This window comes from Flavihumibacter profundi (assembly GCF_020076305.1).
Lineage (GTDB): Bacteria > Bacteroidota > Bacteroidia > Chitinophagales > Chitinophagaceae > Flavihumibacter > Flavihumibacter profundi.
The window spans coordinates 570,423-593,372 of sequence record NZ_JAIQXE010000004.1 but is presented as its reverse complement, the minus strand read 5'-3'; the positions used below and the strand labels follow the sequence as shown (position 1 = coordinate 593,372).

Here is a 22,950-nt window from a genome sequence, read left to right as displayed (position 1 = left end):
ATGCAACCTTCCATGACATGTCACATTAATTATTCACCAAAAGAAGCGCAATAATTTTCTAAAAATATTGATTTTCGTCATGTTTTGCATTGTGTTTAATCAATAATGTAGAAATAATTATAAACTAAAAACATTCCCCAATCTTTGCCCGTTCAACAATTCCGGGTATCCTCATGATAAACACCGTATAAAAATCGCACGTAAGTCCCATCAGCATTACCGCAGGTTTCGCAATTATTGTTCACGTACCGTATTTCTTTGTAGACTTCTTTAACAACCAGCGAAAAGAAAATAAGGTAAAGGATGGCGCAGTAGCTTCTTGAATAATACCTGATATGACTACCCGAAGCCAGTTTTTATGGTAAAAAATGATGAACCCTACTACTAAAACCTCATATTGACTTTGTGCAACGCAGGTACGTATCCTGCGAAAGCACGCAGCGACATTCCACGAATGCCATTATTTACGTTAGTTTTTCGGAAAACCCGGATCAGCCATTACTTCTTCCATTTGTTTTACATGCCTGATGGTATGGGCGCCGATGAACAGGATCATCTGGTAACAGTCAAAGGAGCCTGACGGCAGGGTGTTTACATGATTACGCAGGTCTGCTTTTGTGTCTTTGGTATAACTGATCAGTTTTTCCCTGTTTTCGGTAAAGGAAGCAACTGCCTCCCCCAAAGATTTGAAGCCGGTATTCTGGGGCTCAAGTGGCGGAAGGGTTTTTCTTTTAGTGGTCCTGTCCTCAATATTCTTCATGACCTCTTCGTCGGTCATTTTGATCTCAGCTCTTTTCTCAGGATTTGCAGGGGCATTAATCACACCTTCAGTCATTCCCCATAACATTTTTTCTGATGCCGCAATGTGCATCATGCATTCTTCCACGCTCCATTTATCTGGTGCAGGCTTGAATTTTAATTGGGCTTCACTCAGTTTGCCTATTGTTTTAAGGGTTTCGTCTTCAGATTCTTTCAGGAATTTGGCGGCTGATTTTCTTTCTTTTTTGGAAATGGTTGGTGCATCTGCAATAAAAGCGTTCAGGGCGAAAAAGGAAACCAGCAGGAATAAGATTTTCATACATTTTGTTTTAAAATGAAAAGAATAGGAACCTGGGTTCGGGCTGGAAACTTTTATGGGGTAGGTGCAGGCGGGATGGATTCATGTAAAAGATAATTATTTTTCCGGACATCATTCCGTCATCGGCCCGAAAAAAATAATGGGCTACCGATAATGGTGATGCCAACTGTTATACGCCCTTTCAAAGCCCCGAATGGCAGGCCTTTAATGGACTCGGCACTGGAGAAACGGTAGTTAAAGCCAAACTGTAATGATCAAAATCTGAAGGATTATTGAATAGCGGGTTAGTTTTTGGCAGCGTGCCGGAATTTGTCGAAATTAAAGGATTCATTGCATCGGTTGGGGCTTGTGATTAGTATATCAGCTTTTTGCATTTTACCATCTTAAATTGATAATTATGAAACCCGTCCAATTATTCGCAACATTATTACTGGTATTCGGTACGTTCCATTTTTCCCAGGCACAGTCTAACAACGCCGATATAGTCAAAGAATGGGAAAGGGCCAAAGCCTATACCAGGGAATACCTCGATGCCATGCCTGAGTCGTCTTACGGCTTAAAGCCAACTCCCGAAATGCGATCCTTCGCCGAGCAAATGCTTCACCTGACAGATGCTAATTTTAACTTCCTTTCCGCCGCATCAGGAGAAAAAGTGCCTGAAGGTTACAGTGACCTGGAGAAGACGACTAATAAATCCAAGGAAAACGTAACGAAGCTGGTGATGGCAGGGTATGATTTTGCCATCAACGCCATCAAGAAAATAACCCCGGCCCAAATGGGTGAGAACGTTAAATTATTCGGACGATTTGATATGACCAAAGGCACGGCTATCGCTAAAGCTTTCGAACACCAAACCCACCACAGGGGCCAGACTACCGTGTATATTCGCCTGGCAGGTGCCAAGCCTCCGCAAGAGAAATTGTTTTAATGGGTAAGGCCTGCCACCAATATTAGTATCCAATGCTGCAATCCCGCCAGCTTGCCGCTATCATGTTTACCGATATTGTCGGGTATACGGCCATGATGCAGCGTAACGAGCAGAATGCCGTGGCGGTAATAAAACACTATAATGCTACACTTGAAAAATGGGTTTCTGAATATAATGGACAGGTTTTAAATTATTACGGGGATGGAAGCCTTTGCATTTTTCCCAGTGCCTTTGATGCTGTTAATTGTTCACTGGCTGTCCAAAAAGAGTTGAAGAATGACCCGGTGGTTCCCCTTCGAATCGGCTTACACATTGGTGAAGTTTTTTTTGAAGATGGCAAAGCCCTGGGTGATAGTGTGAATGTAGCTTCAAGGGTTCAATCCCTGGGCCAGGAAAATACCGTTTTAGTTTCTGCAGAATTTCATGACAAAATCAAAAACAATCCGTCTATACAGGCAAAATCACTTGGGCTTTTTCATTTTAAAAATGTAGACAAACCATTTGAGGTTTATGCATTGGCCAACGAAGGATTGTTTGTTCCCCAACGTAAAAAATTAGCAGGAAAGCTGAAAAATAAAAGTTTTCCAAAAAGAAATATGCTTGCTGCCGTTTTGGTAATCCTGTTTTTGGCAGCTACTTTTTTTACATATAAAAACTTCTTTTCCGGAAATAATCATTCCCCGGTTCCTGATAAGTCCATAGCCGTATTGCCGTTTGTTGACATGAGCCCGAACAAGGACCAGGAATACCTTGGCGACGGGCTGTCTGATGAAATTATTAATTCAATAACTACCATCAACAGCCTCAAAGTAATTGGCCGGACTTCTTCATTCCAATACAAGGGAAAGGGTCTGGATGCCCAGGCGATAGGTGAAAAATTAAATGTGAGTTATATACTGGAAGGAAGTATACAAAAATCCGGTAATATCCTCCGGATTATCACACAATTGATCCGTGTTAAGGATAATTCAACTATTTGGGCGCAACGATTTGATAACAGCCTGAAAGATATTTTTGCCATCCAGGACAGTATAGCCAGCAATATCGTCGAAAAACTAAAGATTACAATTTCAGCATCCGAAAGGCCGCGTTTAATTAAAAAGGTAACGGATCCGGAAGTTTATTCATTATACCTCAAAGGCCTGCATACTTATAAGGAGCAGGACTTTGATAAAAGTATTGAATACAACCTCATGGCTGTTGGGAAAGATTCGCTTTTTGCTCCCCCGTATGCCTACATTGCCCTTGCCAAAATCTGGAAGATTAACCGTGCCCATGCTTATGATGACTTCAACGCCATCAGGGAGGCAAAGGAATTTGCCATTAAATCCAATATTTTGGATCCCAACCTTGCAGAGGGTTATTCTGCACTGGGTTTATTAGCCTGGTCAGTTGAAATGGACTTTGCGGAGGCTAAATTGAATTTTGAAAAGTCTGTCCGGCTTAACCCATCTGCCTCCCTGATTAAAAACCGGTATGGATATTTCCTGCTTTGGATGGGGGATTTAGATAAGGCTGAAGCGATGGGGCTGGATGCAATAAGCTCTGACCCGGCAGATTTTAATGGTTACGTCATAGTTGCTAATGCCCGTATTTATAAAAAGAAATTCAGGGAAGCTGAAAGTTCTATTAAGGAAGGCCAGAGATTATTTCCTGGCAATTCAACATTTGAAACCCAGTCTGTCTTAGTGAAATTTTATTCAGGAAACTATGAACAGGTTATCGGGGCAATAAAGCCGCTTCTTTTGAAGAATCCTTCTGATGTTCCGGAAAGCCTGCTTAGCTTACTTTGTATTGCTTATTTCAAAAAAGGCAATCTTGCAGAAAGTAATAATATACTCCGGCAGTTGAAGGAAAAACCAGCAGACAAAAATTCCAGCATAAATTTCTGCCTCGCCAGGATTTATGCCCAGTATCAAATGAAGGATTCCTGTTTCCTGAGTTTAGAAAAATCATTAAATAGTCACGAAGGAATGTTTACCTTATTTAAAATTGACCCACTCTTAGAATTAATAAGACAAGACCAGCGGTACCTGCAATTGTATCACAGGTATGGCTTTGACAGGTATAAATAGTTTATCATAGAGTATATTTGAATTTGCTTATTCCACATTCAGCAGCCAGTTATGGAACATTTTGATTTAGTCGTTATCGGCTCAGGGCCGGCAGGTGAAAAAGGCGCAGCGCAGGCAGCATACTTTGGCAAGCGTGTCGCTATTATTGAACGTGCCACACATGTTGGCGGGGCCGGCATCAACACCGGCACATTGCCATCCAAAACATTACGGGAGACTGCCCTGTATTTTTCAGGCCTGCGCCAACGTGGATTGTATGGTATCGATTATTCACTCAGGGAAAATCTGACTGTCGCAGATTTAATGCACCGCAAGGAAATTGTTATCCAGAACGAATGGCGTATCATCAGCGCTAACCTGGCCTGGCATAATATCCAGCTGATTAATGGCGAAGCATCTTTAAGGGATGCACACACGGTCGTGGTAAAATCGGCAGAGGGTGAAAGGGAACTCAGTGCAGATGTGATATTGATTGCTACAGGATCGTCACCACTGCATCCCGGGGGAATCCTGTTTGACCATGAGTACATTTATGATTCAGATGATATCCTCCATATGGACCGGATCCCAAAATCAATGGTCGTTATCGGAGGTGGTGTAATTGGTACGGAATACGCATCTGTTTTTACGGCACTGGGTGTGGAAGTAACACTTGTAGAACCGCGGGGAAGGATCCTTGCTTTTGTCGACTCGGAAATTGTTACAAGCCTTACAGAACACCTTGAAATGATCGGGCTCAAATTTTTGTACAACGATAAAATGACCAGGATTGAAGCCCACAATGGCCGTGTCTGTATGGAATTGCAAAGTGGCAGCACCCATGAATTTGATATTGCACTGATTGCGTCTGGCCGGCATAGTAATGTGCAGGGCCTGGGCCTGGAAGAAGCAGGTGTGAAATTGGGCGACCGGGGCCTGGTGATTGTCAATGAAAAATACCAGACCAGTGTCCCGAATATTTATGCAGCAGGCGATGTGATAGGCTTCCCCGCACTGGCATCAACTTCCATGGAGCAGGCGCGGGTGGCAATGGTGCATGCATTTGATTTACATTATAAGGAAAAAGTATCCTCAGTTTTACCATTGGCAGTTTATAGTATCCCTGAGATTTCAGCAGTCGGGTTAACCGAAGATGAATGTGAGGAAAGGAATATTGCTTACCTGGTTGGCCGGGCATCTTTTGAAAACAGTGCACGCGGACAAATAACCGGTGCTACAAACGGGATGATTAAATTAATCTTCGCCCCTGAAGATAAACGTTTGCTTGGGGCGCACATCATAGGTGAACAGGCATCTGAACTGATCCATATTGCCATGCATGCCATTACACGAAAGGAAACGATTGATGTATTCATTGAAGCGGTATATAACTATCCCACCTTATCAGACTCCTATAAGTATGCCGCGTATGATGGTTTAGGCAGATTGAGGGAATGGCTGCAAAACAGGAAGCAATAACATGAAACATCTTTTTTTTGTTGTTGCCTTATTGGCAACCAATCTTTGCACAAAGGCCGGTGATATGCCTAAATGGAATCAGCCGTACCACCAATCGCTTGTGGGGAGGTTATTCCTTTCCATACCAGGCGGGAAGGTTGGGTCCATTGTACCGCATGATTTTATCAGTTTCGCCCTGGAACCCGGCCAGCCATTATTAATTGTTCCTGAGGGTAGAAGTACCGGGCCATCTGATACTACCCGCATAAACTACCAGCCAGTTCAGAAAATATCCAAACACCCGCCTTATCACCAAATCCTGGTTATGAAATTATTTATGAGCCAGGCCTTATTTGATGGCAAGTATAAACGAAGGGATAACGGCCAGTCAACGGTCTACCTAACGGCCGGCCAGGCATTGGACCTGATTAAGCGAATGGACCAGCTAACCCTTGGTATTCCGAAAATTGTTTATCTCGTTGGCTGGCAGTATAATGGCCATGATTCTGGTTATCCTGCCTGGTTCCATGGAAACAATGGCCTGAAAAGAAAGGAAGATGCTACTGCGTTGGAAAGCCTGCGCTGGTTAATGGAGGAAGCAAAGAGATACCATACTACGGTCAGCCTGCACATCAATATGTTTGACGCGTATGAAGACAGTCCTTTATGGGAAACTTATGTGAAGGAGAATATCATTGCCAGGAAAAAGGATGGTTCCTTACTGGGTGGTGAATGGGGTTACCCCATCAGTTATGCGCAGGAATGGAAAACTGGCTACGCGCAAAAACGGATTGATTCGTTGTGTAAATTATTGCCCATCCAGGAAGCAGGTACCATACATATTGATGCCTTCCATACATTCCCACCCATTCCGGTTGAACAACCTGATGGCAGCTGGGGCGTTGACCTGGATAAAAAACCAACGAGTCCCTTCCTGCACAATTCTATAGCTGATGAAACAGCAGCACAGAAAAAGATATATGCTTACTGGGCTTCAAAAGGTATTGATGTTACCAGCGAAGGGGTGGATTTCCTGCGCGAGGAAAGCTTTGCTGTATACCAGTCGATGGCCTGGTGGTTCGGTGGATTGGATAAATACCTGCAATGGCCGGCATCGGTATATACCGGCGGGCGCGATAACTCTGAATGGGGAAGGTTATTTGGTACCAGCATGCATGGAGAGGAGATCATTAAAGCTGACCCGGTTAACCTGCCGGGATTTAAGGAAGACTTTTGCCTGCACACCCTCATAGGTTATTTTCTCAACCGCCTTGATCGTTTGTATGTGGTTCAGCAACCAGGTAAAAAGGAAGTGCATTTCTCTGGTGGCGTGACTACAAGTTTACAGGGTGACCAGTTCAACTTGCTGGAGGGGAAAAAGGTATTGGCAGATAACCAGGATGTATTAATACCAGCACCCTGGATTGACCAATATGCAATGATCGCATTCAGCAGGAATGGATATGCTAACCGTGTATGGGAACTGCCCGAAAACCTGCGGGGGCGAAGGACAGCTGAATTGTTCAGGGTGACACAGGAAGGGCCAGTGAAAATTGGTACCCGAAAAATTCATTCCGGAAAACTTACCATTGTAATGGGAAAGGATGAAATGGTATTAGTAAGGTTGAAATAAGGCCATGGTCCCACTAATCCTCATCCATCTCCAGCAATAAATTTGTTATTAAGGCCGTCCACCCGGTCTGGTGACTTGCACCTAAACCCTGGCCGGTATCGCCATGGAAAAATTCGTAGAACAGGTGGTGTTCCCTGAAATGATCTTCTGCCCATTCAGGCTGGTGGCTGGCATGATACTGGTAGGTTCCTTCATCATTCCGTTCAAAGATTTTTAAGAGTCTTTTCGTTAGCTGGTTGGCGATCTGTTTAAGGTTCATCATATTTCCAGAACCAGCCGGGAATTCAAAGGTGTAAGTATCACCATAATACTGGTAATATTTCCTGAGGGAATGGATGATCAGGTAATTCAAGGGTATCCAGATAGGGCCCCGCCAATTGGAATTGCCGCCAAACATGGAACTGGAACTTTCACCGGGTTCGTATTGTATGGAATAATTGCTGCCCTGGTAGCCAAAGACATATGGTTGTTCCTGGTGCACTTTAGACAAAGACCGGATGCCGTAATCTGATAAAAACTCGGCCTCATCCAACAGCCTTTTCAGCAGGTGTTCCAACCGGTCCCCAATCATGATGGCAAATAAATAATTGCCATCCTTGTTCTTTTTTTCAATATCTGAAATGATGCGGGTCAGGTCGGGCCTGGTCAGCCTGATGACTTCTAGCCTTGTATTAAATTGCCGCAGTTTTTCAAAGATATCTTTGTGCATGATCTCTACAGCCAGTAAGGGAATGATGCCTACCAGGGAGCGGATCCGCAAACGCTGGCTATTGCCATTTTCAAATTGTATGGCATCATAATAAAATGCATCCTGGTCATCCCACAATGAAATATCCTTCTTGCCGATATGGTGCATGGCCCAGCCGATATTGAGGAAGTGCCTGAAAAACTTGGCTGCCGATTCTTCATAAGCAATGTTGTGCTCTGCTAATTCAAGCGACATGCGCAACATGTTGATGGCATACATGGCCATCCAGCTGGTAGCATCGGCCTGCTGCAGTTTTTTAATACCGGGTGGCATATGGTTACGGTCAAATACCCCGATGTTATCGAGTCCAAGGAAGCCGCCTTCAAAAATATCTGTCCCGTTCGCATCTTTTTGGTTTACCCACCAGGTGAAGTTCATGAGTAATTTCTGGAAAGCCCTTTCCAGGAAGTCCCAGTCAGGGACGCCGGTCTTTTTCTTATCTGCCTCGAATACATACCAGACACCCCATGCATGAACAGGTGGATTCACATCGCTGAAATTCCATTCGTAAGCCGGTATTTGCCCGTTGGGATGCATATAATATTCCCGTAGCACTACCAATAGCTGTTTCTTGGCAAAGTCTGCATCGGTGTGCACAAAGCTGGCTGCATGAAAAGCAAGGTCCCAGGCTGCGAACCAGGGGTATTCCCATTTATCCGGCATGGAAATGATATTCCTGCAGGTGAGGTGTTGCCAGTCGTAATTTCGTTTATAGTGACGGTCTGGTGCTGTATCGCCGGGTTCCCCAAACAGCCATTTATACACATCCAGGTAATAGAATTGTTTGGTCCATAGCAACCCGCTAACAGAACTGCGGAACAATGCTTTATGTTGCGGGGACAATTTTTGGGGAGTCAGCTGGTCGTAATAATGATTGGTTTCAGACTTCCGCTTCCCAAGAATTTCGTCAAACTTAATCCAGGGGTTGTCGAGTTGTATTTTGCTTAACCTGATTTTAAAGGTTGCCGGTTCTCCCGGCATGATCTTTTCTTTTAACCATATTGCGGCCTTGGTGCCTTGTTTTTTGGGATTGACCGACTGTGATTGATGGATGACATAATTGTTAATACCGTCCTTTACAAAAGCCGAATCATTCGGCCGGTGATACATCCGCTGGTTATTGGTTTCGTTGTCGCAGAAAAGTTGTTTTCCACCCTGGTGATAGAGGAAAAAATTGCCATTGCGTTCAGAACTGGCTTGCAGGCAATGGTTGGTATGCGAAACAATTTCGGGTTTTGAGAATCGGGGGTTGTGTTTCCAAAAGTTGCGGAACCAAAGATGCGGCAGAACATGGATTGTTGCCGGCTCTGGTCCCCGGTTATACACCGTGATTTTCATCAGGATGTCGTTGATGTCATTTTTTGCATATTCGATGAAGCAATCAAAATAGCGGTTATCCCTGAAGATGTCGGTGTCGAGTAATTCATACTCCGGACTTAACCTGTCTTTCTTGTTTTCCTTTACTAGGTCCAGGTAAGGAAATGCTTCCTGCGGGTATTTGTATAAAAACTTACAATAAGAATGTGTGGGAGAGGAGTCAAGGTGGAAATACAGTTCTTTCACGTCTTCGCCGTGATTGCCTTCGTTATTGGTCAATCCGAACAGCCTTTCCTTTATGATGCTGTCTTTCCCATTCCAGAAAGCAGGGGCAAGGCATAAGATCTGGTCACTGTCACAAAAACCGGCTATGCCTTCTTCACCCCAGCGATAGGCATAGCTCCGGGCGAGGTCATGGTTAACGTAGTTCCAGGTATTTCCCTCGCGGCTATAATCTTCCCTTACTGTACCCCACTGGCGGTCGGACAGGTAAGGCCCCCACTTTTTCCAGTTCCTGTTATTGGTAGACCCGGACAACCGTTCATTTTCAAAATCAGCCACCATAACGTATGCTAAAATATTTGATGTATGTTAAGATTTCTTACTTATCCATAAATATATTAGAATACGCAGTTTCACACATATATTATTTAATATTATATAGTTATTGGGCTTAAACGGGCAACTGGATCACAAACTCAGTTCCTTCGCCCTCCTTAGTATTCACTTTTATTTCACCGCTATGTGCTTTCACGATATCATAGCTAAGGCTCAGGCCCAATCCGGTTCCCTGGCCGGTGGGCTTGGTGGTGAAGAAAGGCTGGAATATTTTATCCATTACCTTTTTGGAGATGCCATTGCCGTTATCCTGCACACTTATTTCAACTTTGTTGTTATTCTTTTTTGTAGTTACTGAAACAGTCGGCTCGTATCCTGTTGGTTGCTGTTTCTTTTTCTCATCCACTGCGTAGAAGGCATTGTTGATCAGGTTGAGCAAGACCCGGCCCATGTCCTGTGAAATAATATTGATCATTCCGATGGTCTCATCATAATCAGTTTTCAGCGTTGCATTGAAAGATTTATCTTTTGCCCGAAGGCCATGGTAGGCCAGGCGTAAATATTCATCTGCCAGTTTGTTGAGATCGGTGGGTTCTTTTTGGTTGCCTGATTCCCTGGAGTGTTGCAGCATACCTTTTACTATGCTATCGGCTCTTTTGCCATGGTGGTTGATCTTTTCCTCGTTGTCGATGACATCCCTTGCAATTAGTTTTGCCTCATCAATATCCCCTTTATCCATGGCTTCCTGCATTTCCACCAACAATTCTTTATTGACTTCAGAGAAATTATTCACGAAGTTCAGGGGGTTCTGAATCTCGTGGGCGATGCCGGCAGTAAGCTCTCCAAGGGAGGCCATTTTTTCGGATTGGATCAGTTGCGATTGGGTCGTTTTCAATTCATGGTAAGCTTTCTCTATTTCCTTTGACTGTGCCATTTCGCGGACCCTCGTGCGTTCCCGTTCGCTATTGATCACCCTTTGTTTTTGTAAGCGGTGTAATGAAAAAATGATCGCAGCAATTACTAAACCATATAAGATGTAAGCCCACCAGCTTCGCCACCAGGGTGGTGTAATGACCATTTGAATTGATTTTTCTGACCAAACACCTTCACTGCTGACCGCTTTGATCCGGAAGTTATATTTACCGGGCGGGATATTATAGTAATAAGCTGTACGCTCTAATCCTGCGGGCCGCCAGCCTTTATCATAATTCTCAAGCATATAAAAGGCCCTGTTTGCACCGGGATTGGTATAGTGTACTACATTAAAGAAGATCGTAATGGCATCCTGGTTAAAATCGAGCTCAATCTCTTTTGCTGATAAAAGGTCTTTTTTGGCAGGCCTGCCGGCGATACGGAATTCTGTTACTACTATTTCAGGTGGCCTGGTATTGCCACTTATCTTTTCCGGGTAAACGGCGAAATGCCCATGTTCAGTACCAAAAAGCAGTTGACCATCACCAGCTTTAAAAGGCTTTAATCCGGAGAAGCCTGCAGGGCCAATACCGAATTCTTTGCCGAACCTGGATACTTCATTCCGGTCTTTATTGAGCCGGTACAAGTAGTTGTTTGACGTTATCCATAAGTTTTTTTCATTGTCTTCTGCAAGGCCTATGGCATAAAAACCATTCCCTGTTGCCGGGTCAATAAATAATGAAAAATTATCGGTACCTGAATTATAGCCATACAATCCATCCTCTGCGCCTGCCCATATTTTTCCTTCACTATCCTGAAGAATGCTTAATACGGTATGCCCCTTTAAATAATCTTTAAACCGGCCTGACTTCCGGTCCAGTATATGCAAGCCGCCCGCATTAGCATTACCTACCCATAAATTGTTTTGGTTATCTTCAAGAATGCTGATAACTACATTTTTTCCCCCGATCAGGGTGTCGGAAGGAAACGATTTGTAATGGGTGAACTGACCTTTTTCTTGGTCCAGCTTGTCCAGTCCGTTTACTGTTCCTACCCAAAAATATCCCTGCTTATCTTCAATCATACAAATAACAGCATCAAACACCAGGCTGCTACTGATCTTTGGGTCATGTTTGTATACCGTGAAGTTTTGTTTATCGGGGTTGAATAGATTCAGGCCACCATTATTACCGTTGCATCCCGCCCAGAGCCTGTCTTTTTTGTCCCTGTAGAGCATGAAGACCTCATTGTCACTGATACTGCCTGGTTTTTTTGGATCATGCGTGAATGTTTGGGTACTGTTATTCTTTTTGTCTATACGCAATAGTCCGGAGTCAGTTCCCAGCCATTGTATACTGCCTGGCTGTTCTGCGAAGTCGTATACCCTTCGTTTGGTATAGCTGGTATTTTGATTGATGTTTTGGTGGGAAGGATCAAACTTGTACAAACCACCACCCCATATACTCATCCACATCACGCCATCCCTTGATGTGTAAGCGTTCCAGGTAGTGGAGTCTGTAAAATTGCCCGGCACATCTTTTTGTTTGGTATACCGTGTGATCTTTTTTGTGGCAGGGTCATAGCGGCTTAAACCATTACCAAATGTTCCTATCCAGATATTATTTTTTAAATCTTCAGTTATAAAGGTGATATTATCATCAGCCCAATCGAAGTACTTTACCAAAGGTGGACGGCTGAGTTTTTCCGGATTTGCCGGGTCATAGGTATGGCGTTCAAATACACCTTTTTTACGGTCCATGGTATGTAAGCCATCGCCCGCAGTGCCTATCCAAAAGTTACCCTTGCTGTCTTCAAAAATAGCCCTGACGCGGTCATCGATCAGGGACTGCGGATTACTTTCGTCATGCAAGTAACGGGTAAATGTGCCCGCTTTTTTATTGAAACGGTTTAGCCCGCCTTTTTTATTTTCATTTTCATTGGAAGTGACATTAGAACCGGTACCGATCCAAAGCACTCCTTGTTTGTCTTCATAAATAGCCCTTACCTGGTCAAAACTTAATGAAGCGGGGTCACTATCCTGATGCCGGTAATGGGTGAATTTGCCAGAAGCAGGATCCATGCGTTCCAGGCCGGTAAAAATAGTGCCTACCCAAAGAAGGCCATCCCGGTCTTCTAATATACAGGTCACCGAATCTCCACTAATACTGGAAGGATCCTGGGGATTATGCTTATAGTGTGTAAAGGTTCCAGTAACCGGATCAAATTTTTCAAGCCCGGAACCAAAAGTCCCTACCCAAATATTTCCCTTTTTGTCGGCGTAAACGCACTCCACGCGATTGTTTGCCAGTGAAGCGGGATTGAAATCTTCATGCATATACATCTTAAAGTGTACGCCATCAAACTGGAATATCCCGGTGCCACCCAGGCTGCACCAGATATTACCCGATTGGTCCTGCGAAATACTGGTAATTACCGTTGTGGCAGCTTCATCGGGCACAACAACTTTAGTGAAGTTGATATCCTGGGATATTGCAGGGGAAATGATGACCAGCAGTAATAAAACTGAAATAGGGAGTTTTTGAAAACAGGATTTCATTATGGCTAAAGGTTGAAGGAAGGGTTATAGCTTTATAAGATAGTAAATTTTATTAGTAGTTCAGCTGCTACCTGCACTGCTTCTGGCAAGCGATCCGGTAATATTTGCAATGTGCGTCATAAAATGAAAATGTTCCCATACGCAATACACGTCAATTCCAGGGAATAGTCCTGTTATCGGTATACCTGAATTATTACTTATGGGCAGGCCGCTGCAAGTGCAGGGGAGATATTATACATTTAATAAGGTTGGTATGGTAAAACCCATAGCCGGACAGAAAGCCATGATTAATGGTGCAACAGGAGCAATAGGTTCGTCAGCGGTGCAGTTTTTGAAATTTTAAGGTGTTTATGTTACTGCGGTGTGAAGTGGTGATAAAGGGGGATTGGTAAAATCATTAGGGGCTGATGTAAATCTTCAGTTGAAAGGTTACCACTATTTTTTAGTAATTTAATAGCGTGTTTCCTAAAAAGAAAAACCCTTGACAGGTGTTTTATTTTTATCATACTTTTAAGCCAACAGGTTTAATTATTAATACGTAATCAAGCACTTTATAATTATGAAAAATAAGATCATAAAAGGAGTATTATCAGGATCTGTAATGACCATTCTGTTCGCCTGTAATAGTAAGATGGATAAGGTGGTTGATAAAGAAGAAATTAAAAAAGAAATTCAAGCCAAGGAAGATGAATATGCCAAGCTCTACAATACCGGGGAAGTGAAAAATATAGGCTATTATGCAGATGATGCGACAACCTTTTACCAAAACAAAGCACCTTTAGTAGGCAAAGCAGCAATTGTAGAATTTTTAAAATCCGATTTAGATTCAAATACCAATATCATTTCATTTAAGACTAACGAAGTTTTTCCTTCAAATGATGGGAACCAGGTTGTGGAAATTGGCTATTATAAAGTATTAGACTCCGCTAACACTGCCATTAATACTGGAAATTATATGGTTCTTTTTGAAAAAAGAAATGGTAAATATGTATCCGTAAGAGAAATGAGTGCTTCTGATATGCCAATTCAATAAAGAGACATTATCGTCTTCTGCCGCCACCACCACCTCTGCCGCCACCGCCACCTCGGCCGCCTCCTCCGCTAAAACTGCCACCGCCACCTCCACTATAACCTCCACCTCCGCCTCCCCTGGTACGGGATGATCCCATTTGATTTGATGTTGATGGACGCGTTGAAGCAGAAGCTCTTCCATCGGAAGGTCGGTTTGCCCCTGTAGCCGGACGCGTTGACGCAGAAGCCCTGTTACCACCACCATAATTACCCCTGGCCTTATTATCGGCCACGGTATTGGACCTCATTTTATTATTATTGTAATTATTATAATTATTCCTGTTATTGATGATAACTGTATTGCCACCACCATAATGGCCGCCATAATAACCACCATGGTAACCCCAGCAATTAGCGCGATATATACCAACAGCTATACATGTGGCAAATGCAAAATAAGGCGGATAAAATCCGTAATAATAAGGTGGAACATAGGGCACATATGCAGGTGAATATACATACTGTACAATTGGTGCTGTTTGAACCACTGTAGTTGTTGTAGCAGGAACATTCTCTTTAACAGGTTCTGTTCCTGTATACCCCGGATTTGCAGTAATTGAAGAATTTCCTTTTGGCTCAACCACATAATCTTTTCCGTACAAATCCTCGTCACCAACTATCTGCATGGAAACTTTCTTATTTTTATCTTTATCTAATAAAATGACTGCAACATCCTGGGTTTCAGTTTTGGAGACATCAACCTGAAGTATAAATGTATATGACTCATCCTTTTTCTTGGTAACCACTTTAATAAAATCAACTTTATTGTCAAGGTTTAAATCCAGGTTATTTATACCATTGTTTTCTTCATTTAAAGATTTTTCAAAGGCTTCAATCGTTTTTGACTTTTGGAAAAGCGTCAGTACGGCATAAAGATCAAGGTTGTCTCCAGGCAAGCCTAACAAGGCTGTTGTATCCTTCTCTGTCTGTGAAAAAACAGGCAGGCTGATCAGACACATTACGACTACCAGATATGATGAAAAATACCTTTTCATATTATATGCAATTTATAAAGACATCCCTATGTAAGTTAACAATTAATACGCGTATAAAAACGATGGCCAGGAACAGATTCTATGCCTTTGCCTATAATAAATTTATTTTAAACGGGGAGAAACCAGTCTTTGACCGCGACAGGCTTTATGGTGCGCTAGGCTATGTAGTCAAAAATGACTTAAAAATAGAGCTCGGGTTTATGACCCAAATCCAGGAAACCACGAGCAGGGGCCAATTCAAAATTGTATTCTTTAACAATCTTGCATTCAGTAAAAAAGAAATTAACTGCCAGGTTATTTATTAGAATTGGATCCGTATGGTTGGAATTAAATGCCATTATACCATGACCAGCCGGTGTCGCCCACATCCACAAATTCATCGGTGACCACTATGCGCTTTAAATACTTGACGCTCTTATAACCAATTTGTTTCTCTACTCTCAGTCGGACAGGCGCGCCATGCTGAACCGGAAGGTTGCGACCATTCATACCATAGGCAAGTATCGTCTGCGGGTGGAAGGCATCGAGCATGTCAATACTTTCCATGTAATCATCGTAGGCGTAGCAATTCACAAAGCGCGCATTCGGCTGGATCCCGGCTTGTTGCAATACATAGCCGAGTGGAACACCCGTCCACTCTGCGATGGCGGTCCACCCTTCCTCGCAGGTATGCCTGGTGATCTGCGTCCGGTTCGGAAAGCTTTGCAGGGTCGCAAGGGAATAGGACCCGGGCCGGGCTACAAGGCCTTCAATGGATAAGCCCCAGTTGGCAAATTCGCCATGATGGAATTTTCCCCAGGCTTCGCTGTAATATTTGCTGGTCTCGTCTGCCGGATTGGTAGTTCCCGTAGCCGGGAAAGAAGAGATGTCGCTATGCTGGTATTCGCGGGCCATTGACTGTCCGGGTAGCAGGGTGCGATGCACGACATAAGTTAGCACGTCGCCCATGCGCAGGATATTACCATAGGTTGGCGGTAACTTTTTGGAACATCCGGGCAGTAACAGTCCACCGATGCCGCTAAGGCCGGTTAGTATTATTTGTCTTCTGGTAAACAGGTAATTCTTTTTCATGTTATTTCCCCCAGGTCATAGAAAGTATTTGTTGTTTGAATCCCGACTTGATGACCATCAGCACATGAACGATAAGAAAGCCTTCAAGTGCGATGGAAGCAAAAAAGTGGATGGTGCGGGCTGATTGGGCGCCAAAGAAGATTTTTAAAAGGAACGGGTAGGCTGCGGTAATGGCGGGAGACATAGTCATGCCCGTTAGTGTGATCAAAGGCAGCAGGAAGAAGATCACAGCCAGGTAGGTTGATTTTTGCAGGAGGCCGTAATGCGGACCATTGGCCGCGGGCGGAATCTGCATCCGCAAATGGCTGGCGAGGTCTAGCCGGAAGTTTTGAAGGGTAAACTCTTTTGATCCGGGCCAGAGGTTTCGCCGGAAATGGCCGGTGAATAAACCTGCCAGCAGGTAAACAAGGCCAGTCACTACGAGGAACCAGCCAGCCAGGAAATGTAAGCTTCGTCCCCAGCCATTCTGGTTGAAAATATCATAGGTGCGGCTAGCGGTAATTGGTGATCCCTGCTGTGCGAAAAAGGGACTGCTGTTTTCCCATCCACCATGCTTATAGTTCCGGCTGACGGGCAATTCGAAGAGGGCGGGGGTAAGGTCGTTACCCACTTCGCCCCAGTAGAACCGCGGGTGAACCATGATCATTTCAAAGCCGGTAAAAGCCAATGCGAGAAAACTCAGGGTGATGATCCAATGAGATCCTTTTACCCAACGTTTGTGCGGGGTGGTTGCAGTGCTTTGGTTATTTGGAGAGCTCATGGTTAATGTAATTAAATATACATTTTTTTGGGGAGGTTTTGTTCTGGAGGTGTTGAGCCCTGGCTGTACATAAAATTCCTATCAGGAAAATTGCGCTTAAGTATGCCTGGTTCCTCAGGGCAGAGATACAAAAAATAATGTCTTCAAAACATATACTCAATTTTAAATTAAAGTCTTAAGATGAATCATAACTCCAAATTTGCAGTGCTGATGGGTTAAACCTTCCTGCTTTTATATTTTCCATTATTGTACATTTATAAATAGTAAAGCAGTACTTTAAATACCTGCAACATATGGAACCTCATATTGAAAATATACCAATAAGGAGATACGTGCTTTCCAAAAAGGCAGATGAGTTCTTCACCGGGATATATAATGTTTACCAATTCATTATCCTTTTTTTTAAAGAAGCATTTTTATCGCCTTTTGAATGGAAAGAGATCATCAACCAATGTTATTATGTGGGGGTCAGGTCTTTGTCATTAATTTCTTTGACCGGGTTTATTACAGGAGTTGTTTTTACGAAACAGTCCAGGCCCTCCCTGGCAGAATTTGGTGCAACTTCCTGGCTGCCTTCATTGATTTCGATTGCGGTTATCAGGGCCCTGGCACCATTGGTTACCGCATTGATTGCAGCCGGGAAAATCGGTTCAAATATGGGCGCTGAATTAGGGTCCATGAAAGTAACCGAACAGATTGATGCCATGGAAGTATCCGGGACAAATCCTTTTAAATATTTAGTAGTTACAAGGGTAATTGCTATAACTTTAATGTTGCCTATACTGGTATTTTATACCGGGTTAATCGGGATGTTGGGTGCTTATTTAAATATCCACCAGAATGAACATACAAGTTTTGTAGCCTTTTTTCACAGTGCCTTCAATTCCATCTCTTTTTTGGATATTAATTCTTCTATAATAAAAGCAATCTGTTATGGTTTTACTGTTGGTATAGCGGGATGTTACCAGGGTTATTATGCTAAAAACGGAACCCGTGGTGTTGGTATGGCGGCAAACTCTGCTGTAGTAATCTCAATGTTTATGATTTTTGTGGAGGAAATGGTGATTGTTCAAGTTATAAATGCAATACGGTAAGGATATGCCAGAAAAAGAATCAGACCATGACACAGGTGAACCTGTGATTTCAATAAGGGACTTGAAAAAATCTTTTGAAGGTAATTTAGTGCTTGATGGAATTAATATTGACATCTTCAAAGGGGAGAATATTGCCGTTCTTGGCAGGTCCGGAAGCGGGAAATCTGTATTGATTAAAATCATATCCGGATTAATAAAGCCAGACAGCGGTATTGTGAAAGTGCTGGGCCAGGAGATAGATAAAATAGGCAGGAAAGAATTGCAGGCACTCAGGACAAAAATCGGCTTTTCATTCCAGAGCAGCGCTTTATATGACAGTATGAGTGTACGGGAAAATCTTGCTTTCCCGCTTACCAGGAACAAGCGCGATTTAAGCAACAGCGAAATTCAACTGGCGATTGAATCTGTTTTGGGAGGTGTCGGATTATCGGAATCCATTGATAAAATGCCTGATGAACTTTCCGGAGGACAAAAAAAGAGGATCGGAATAGCCCGTATGCTGATTATGAAGCCGGAAATCATGTTGTATGATGAGCCGACAGCAGGCCTTGACCCGATGACAAGTGTTGATATTAATAACCTGATTGTTAGGGTACAGCAACAGTACAATGCCACTTCTGTAATCATTACACATGACCTTACCTGTGCAAAAACCACTGCCGACAAAGTTACTGTGATAGAGGAAGGCAAGTTCCTGGAACCCGGATCGTTTGACGAGATATTCAGTAGGGATAATGAAATAACCAGGAGTTTCCATGATTATAATTTTATCAACAAATGATCACAATTAAAAATAAAAGGCCTGTAATTGTAGGGATATTCATCCTTTTAGGAATTGCAATCCTGGTCGTGACCATATTTACTTTGGGCGGGCAGAAAAAAACTTTTGTAAAATCGTTTACCATCCATGCCATTTTCAATGATGTGGCCGGTTTGAATAAAGGCGGGAATGTCTGGTTTTCAGGGGTAAAGGTGGGAACAGTAAAAGACATACAATTTTTTGGGAACTCCCAGGTGGATGTTACTTTGAGTATCGAAAAATCAGTACAATCCCATATCCGTAAAAATGCCAGGGCAAAGATTGGTTCCGACGGCTTAATAGGGAACAGGATTGTAATTATATATGATGGGGATTCTACCATGTTGCCTGTAGAAACGGATGACCTGTTACAAGTGGAAAAATCGTCGAGCATGGATGATATGCTGGCCATCCTGCAATCCAGTAGTAAAAATTTGTTTGAAATAACCAGTGACTTCAAAAGTATCAGTAAGAAAATAAATAGTGGGCAAGGGTTGGTGTCTGCGTTGATAAATGACCCGTCCATGGCTAACAAATTAAATAACACTTTGGATAAATTGCAGGCAACTGTATCAAATTTCAAAACAGTTTCTGTAACCGGTAAGAACGTTTTGTCAGATTTAAAAAATGTATCAGGAAAATTAAATGAGCCGGGAAATTCGATTAACGATCTTGTATCCGATACAATTATGTACCGGGAAATTAAAACCACATTGGAACAATTGGAAAAATCTGCTGATGCTGTTGCAGCGTTAACCAGTAACCTTAATGCCGCAAGTGAAAAATTAAACAAGGCTGATAATGCTGCTGGTGTGATATTAAATGATACAGCAACAGCCGCTTCGATCAAAGTCATTATTAAGAACCTGGAAACGAGCAGTAAGAAATTAGATGAGGACCTGCGGGCATTGCAGGATAATTTTTTATTCAGGGGCTATTTCAAGAAACAAGAAAAGGCAAAAAAACAATAAGTATGTCCATACGCAGAAGAAATTTTATCAACCTGGCTGCATTAGCTGCATCCGGTTATTTCCTGGGACTGGGCGCAAAAGCGTCTGCCCGCCCTGTTCAACTACAAAACTCCAATCTTCCCAATTTGGGATATATGGCTGGCGATGTAGTTCCTATCACCCTGCAGGAGCGAATGGCGCGGATCGATCAAGCCCAAAGCTTATTAAGGAAAAACAAGATGGGTGCGCTGGTTTTGGATTGCGGTACTTCACTAGATTATTTTACCGGAATTAAATGGTGGCCGAGTGAGCGCACTATGGTCGCGATCATCCCGGCAAACGGACCGGTGAAATATGTTTGTCCGGCTTTTGAAGAATCCCGTTTGCGCGAACAAATCATCATTGGCCAGGATGTTTTCACCTGGCAGGAAGATGAGAGCCCGTATGCCCTGATTGCAAGAACCTTTAAGGATTCCGGTGTTATATCGGGGCCGATCGGTGTAGAAGAAGAGGTACGGTTTTTTATTGCTGATGGTATGCACAAAGCAGCGCCGCATTTGCAGTTTGTAAGCGGGGACCCTGTGTCGGCGGCTTGCCGAATGATAAAATCCCCGGCCGAAATCGCCCTGATGCAAAAGGCCAGCGATATCACCCTGGCTGCAATTAAAATTGGTGTGAGCCAACTCAGGGAGGGAATGTCACCCAATGAACTTGTCGGCATCATCAACAAGGCACAGGGTGAATTAGGTGGTGCTGCTGATTTTGCTTTATGCCTGTTTGGCGAAGCATCCGCTTTCCCGCATGGCACAAAGGTTCCGGTTAAACTGAAGAAGGGCGACATGGTATTGATGGATTGTGGCTGCAAGGTAGAGGGTTATTGCTCTGATATTACCCGGACAGTTGTATTCAGCGGGGAACCGACTAAGCGCCAACAGGAGATATGGAACCTGGAGAAAAAAGCGCAGGCTGCCGGATTTGCGGCGGCACAAATCGGGGCACCATGTGAAAATGTGGATGCCGCAGCACGGAAAGTGATTACAGATGCCGGATTTGGCCCTGACTATAAATTACCCGGATTACCACACCGCACAGGCCATGGAATTGGTATGGACGGCCATGAATGGGGTAATATGGTACGTGGCAACAAAAAATTGCTGGAGCCGGGCATGTGTTTTAGTATCGAACCTACTATTGCCATTGTTGGCGAATTCGGGGTGAGGATGGAAGATTGTGTATACATGACGGAAGCAGGCCCCAACTGGTTCACGCCGCAGGGCAAATCCATCTTCGAGCCATTTGGATAAGCGACGGCGATCAACGCTATATATAAGATGTCGTTATACCAGGACCAACGAGTATCGCCCACATCCACAAATTCATCGGTGACCGCTATGCGCTGTAAATACTTCACGCTTTTATAACCGATTTGTTTCCCTTCCCTCAGGCGAACAGGTGCACTGTGCGGAACCGGAAGGTCGCGACCTGTCATAGCATACGCCAGGATCCCTGCGTGTTGAAGTACTTGGCTGAGTGTTACGACTGTCCATTCTGCGATAGCAGTCAAGCCTTCTTTACAGGTATGCCTGGTGACCTTTGTGCGAGAAGTAAAGCGTTGCGCAGGAAAAGATCAGGAATATGTTGAATTTGCCACGGCAGGCATAGAAGATAAAGTATTTGTAGCGCAATATTTAGTAGCATTACCCAACAATAAAGAATTGGAAGGGTTTATTAAAAGAGAAAAAAAAGCGTAAAAACTAATATAATAACCCTTGACAAAGTCAACGATAAGTTCTATGGCAAGAGGGGTATTGCAAAGCAGGTTGCATTGGATGCGACAACTTTGCCGAATATTGTTGTGAAAATTTTTTCCATGGCTTCTTTTGATGAAATGAATGGATCGATCTTACCATAATTGCCGTTGGCACTCCATACAATGGTTGTACGGGATTTTGGGAAATACACCATACATGCATAATAGCCTATAGCATCACCGCTATGGAACCAGGCTTCCCCCCAGGGCGTGTCCATTTTGAAAATACCCAGTCCGTATTCTATTGGAAAAAATGGAGGGTCAATTGCTTTTGCAGGAATACCATTTACCATCTCCTGAAACGAAGCCTCTGAAATAATTTTCCCGGTACACAAACTCGTCAGGAATAAATTCAACTCAGCAACATTGGAAATCAACCCGCCATCTGCCGTAAAATAATCCCAGCCACTATAATTGGTAGCATCTATTACATTCAGGTTACTGTAAAGATCAATATAACCATGCACTATGCCAGCAGGAACTTTGTCTGTAGCAGCAAACCGGGTTTGGGTAAAGTCAAGGGGAGTAAATATCTTTTCCTGGAAAACCGACCAGAATGGTTTGCCGCATACTTTTTCTATGATCCAACCCAATAGAATATAGTTCGTATTGGAATACCGCACATCGGCACCTAACTTAAAATACGGTTGTTTATTCCGGGCATATTTCAACAGATCTTCTGCGTGCCATTCCTTTGTTAAATTATTCAGCGAGGCGGCCTGGAAGTGACTATCCTGAATATAATTGAAAATACCGCTGGAATGGTTCAGCAATTGCCTGATGGTAGCCAGCTCAGCATTCCTGATGCCTTTCAACTGGTCTTTTGATAAATAGGAAGTTATCTTATCATCCAGTTGCAGTTTGCCTTCCTCCTGTAACAATAATATGGTTGTGGCCGTGATGGTCTTCACTGTACTGCCCATCCTGGTTATATTGTTTGGGTTCATCCTGGTGCGGCTTTGTAAATTAGCATAACCCGATGCACCCAGCCAAAGATTGGTATCTGCGTAATTGATACTCATCGTGATCCCCGGTACGCCTGACCCCGTAAGTTCATCCAGCAAATGTTGCAGAGCCTCTGTGCTTGTTTGGGCTGGTGATGTAACAGGTAAGCATGCGAGTAAAGTAACCAGGTTGAATATGAATTTTTGCATAGC

18 protein-coding genes and 1 pseudogene are annotated in these 22,950 nt (G+C 43.4%); 11 read left to right on the top strand and 8 right to left on the bottom strand.

Annotated features, from left to right (window positions below; genetic code table 11):
• Nucleotides 1-469: 469 nt before the first annotated feature.
• The gene (locus LAQ65_RS20910) at nucleotides 470-1,078 is read right to left on the bottom strand and encodes a DinB family protein (RefSeq protein WP_224118967.1); all 609 of its coding nucleotides are present in this window, start codon (nucleotides 1,076-1,078) and stop codon (nucleotides 470-472) included.
• 397 nt (nucleotides 1,079-1,475) lie between these two features.
• Here LAQ65_RS20910 and LAQ65_RS20905 point away from each other — a divergent pair, with 397 nt between their 5' ends.
• Genes LAQ65_RS20905 through LAQ65_RS20890 form a run of 4 tightly spaced genes read left to right on the top strand, consistent with a single transcriptional unit; the run spans nucleotide 1,476 to nucleotide 7,151 of the window.
• Entirely contained in the window at nucleotides 1,476-2,006 is a 531-nt protein-coding gene (locus tag LAQ65_RS20905; RefSeq protein WP_224118966.1) for a DinB family protein, read from the top strand.
• A 32-nt stretch (nucleotides 2,007-2,038) separates the two neighbouring features.
• Nucleotides 2,039-4,081 (top strand): adenylate/guanylate cyclase domain-containing protein, encoded by a 2,043-nt coding sequence (locus LAQ65_RS20900; protein WP_224118965.1) that lies wholly within the window; start codon nucleotides 2,039-2,041, stop codon nucleotides 4,079-4,081.
• Between the two features lie 51 nt (nucleotides 4,082-4,132).
• Nucleotides 4,133-5,539 (top strand): Si-specific NAD(P)(+) transhydrogenase, encoded by a 1,407-nt coding sequence (sthA, locus tag LAQ65_RS20895; RefSeq protein WP_224118964.1) that lies wholly within the window; start codon nucleotides 4,133-4,135, stop codon nucleotides 5,537-5,539.
• A 1-nt stretch (nucleotide 5,540) separates the two neighbouring features.
• A complete protein-coding gene (locus LAQ65_RS20890; protein ID WP_224118963.1) occupies nucleotides 5,541-7,151 on the top strand; it encodes an endo-alpha-N-acetylgalactosaminidase family protein in 1,611 nt (536 codons plus the stop codon).
• Nucleotides 7,152-7,164: 13 nt separating this feature from the next.
• On the opposite strand, the gene LAQ65_RS20885 is transcribed toward LAQ65_RS20890, so the two are convergent.
• A complete protein-coding gene (locus tag LAQ65_RS20885; protein WP_224118962.1) occupies nucleotides 7,165-9,780 on the bottom strand; it encodes an MGH1-like glycoside hydrolase domain-containing protein in 2,616 nt (871 codons plus the stop codon).
• A 109-nt stretch (nucleotides 9,781-9,889) separates the two neighbouring features.
• Nucleotides 9,890-13,243 carry a sensor histidine kinase gene (locus LAQ65_RS20880; protein WP_224118961.1) on the bottom strand — a complete coding sequence of 1,118 codons (3,354 nt, stop codon included), beginning with the start codon at nucleotides 13,241-13,243 and terminating at the stop codon, nucleotides 9,890-9,892.
• A 559-nt stretch (nucleotides 13,244-13,802) separates the two neighbouring features.
• Between LAQ65_RS20880 and LAQ65_RS20875 the strand changes: the two genes are divergently transcribed.
• Complete coding sequence (locus LAQ65_RS20875; protein ID WP_224118960.1) at nucleotides 13,803-14,276, top strand: YybH family protein; 474 nt, start codon at nucleotides 13,803-13,805, stop codon at nucleotides 14,274-14,276.
• Nucleotides 14,277-14,283: 7 nt separating this feature from the next.
• Here the strand turns inward: LAQ65_RS20875 and LAQ65_RS20870 are convergent, their stop codons facing one another.
• Entirely contained in the window at nucleotides 14,284-15,309 is a 1,026-nt protein-coding gene (locus LAQ65_RS20870) for a hypothetical protein (RefSeq protein ID WP_224118959.1), read from the bottom strand.
• Here LAQ65_RS20870 and LAQ65_RS20865 point away from each other — a divergent pair.
• Entirely contained in the window at nucleotides 15,288-15,614 is a 327-nt protein-coding gene (locus LAQ65_RS20865; protein ID WP_394369742.1) for a DUF2490 domain-containing protein, read from the top strand. The genes LAQ65_RS20870 and LAQ65_RS20865 overlap by 22 nt on opposite strands.
• A gap of 22 nt (nucleotides 15,615-15,636) precedes the next feature.
• Here the strand turns inward: LAQ65_RS20865 and LAQ65_RS20860 are convergent, their stop codons facing one another.
• Entirely contained in the window at nucleotides 15,637-16,380 is a 744-nt protein-coding gene (locus LAQ65_RS20860) for a molybdopterin-dependent oxidoreductase (protein WP_224118957.1), read from the bottom strand.
• A 1-nt stretch (nucleotide 16,381) separates the two neighbouring features.
• Entirely contained in the window at nucleotides 16,382-17,140 is a 759-nt protein-coding gene (locus LAQ65_RS20855) for a cytochrome b/b6 domain-containing protein (protein ID WP_224118956.1), read from the bottom strand.
• A 293-nt stretch (nucleotides 17,141-17,433) separates the two neighbouring features.
• On the opposite strand from LAQ65_RS20855, the gene LAQ65_RS20850 reads away from it, so the two are divergent.
• The 4 genes from LAQ65_RS20850 to LAQ65_RS20835 are packed head-to-tail and all read left to right on the top strand — an operon-like array spanning nucleotide 17,434 to nucleotide 21,287.
• Entirely contained in the window at nucleotides 17,434-18,234 is an 801-nt protein-coding gene (locus LAQ65_RS20850; protein WP_224118955.1) for an MlaE family ABC transporter permease, read from the top strand.
• A gap of 4 nt (nucleotides 18,235-18,238) precedes the next feature.
• Entirely contained in the window at nucleotides 18,239-19,015 is a 777-nt protein-coding gene (locus LAQ65_RS20845; RefSeq protein WP_224118954.1) for an ABC transporter ATP-binding protein, read from the top strand.
• Nucleotides 19,012-20,004 (top strand): MlaD family protein, encoded by a 993-nt coding sequence (locus LAQ65_RS20840; RefSeq protein WP_224118953.1) that lies wholly within the window; start codon nucleotides 19,012-19,014, stop codon nucleotides 20,002-20,004. Before LAQ65_RS20845 ends, LAQ65_RS20840 begins: the two co-directional genes overlap by 4 nt.
• A gap of 2 nt (nucleotides 20,005-20,006) precedes the next feature.
• Nucleotides 20,007-21,287: a M24 family metallopeptidase gene (locus tag LAQ65_RS20835; protein WP_224118952.1), complete on the top strand. Its 1,281-nt coding sequence runs from the start codon at nucleotides 20,007-20,009 to the stop codon at nucleotides 21,285-21,287.
• Between the two features lie 83 nt (nucleotides 21,288-21,370).
• Here the strand turns inward: LAQ65_RS20835 and LAQ65_RS21265 are convergent.
• Nucleotides 21,371-21,547, bottom strand: a pseudogene (locus tag LAQ65_RS21265) (molybdopterin-dependent oxidoreductase); the annotation flags it as partial.
• A 31-nt stretch (nucleotides 21,548-21,578) separates the two neighbouring features.
• On the opposite strand from LAQ65_RS21265, the gene LAQ65_RS20825 reads away from it, so the two are divergent.
• Entirely contained in the window at nucleotides 21,579-21,734 is a 156-nt protein-coding gene (locus LAQ65_RS20825) for a hypothetical protein (RefSeq protein ID WP_224118951.1), read from the top strand.
• Between the two features lie 40 nt (nucleotides 21,735-21,774).
• Here the strand turns inward: LAQ65_RS20825 and LAQ65_RS20820 are convergent, their stop codons facing one another.
• The gene (locus LAQ65_RS20820; RefSeq protein WP_224118950.1) at nucleotides 21,775-22,947 is read right to left on the bottom strand and encodes a serine hydrolase domain-containing protein; all 1,173 of its coding nucleotides are present in this window, start codon (nucleotides 22,945-22,947) and stop codon (nucleotides 21,775-21,777) included.
• Nucleotides 22,948-22,950: the final 3 nt, after the last annotated feature.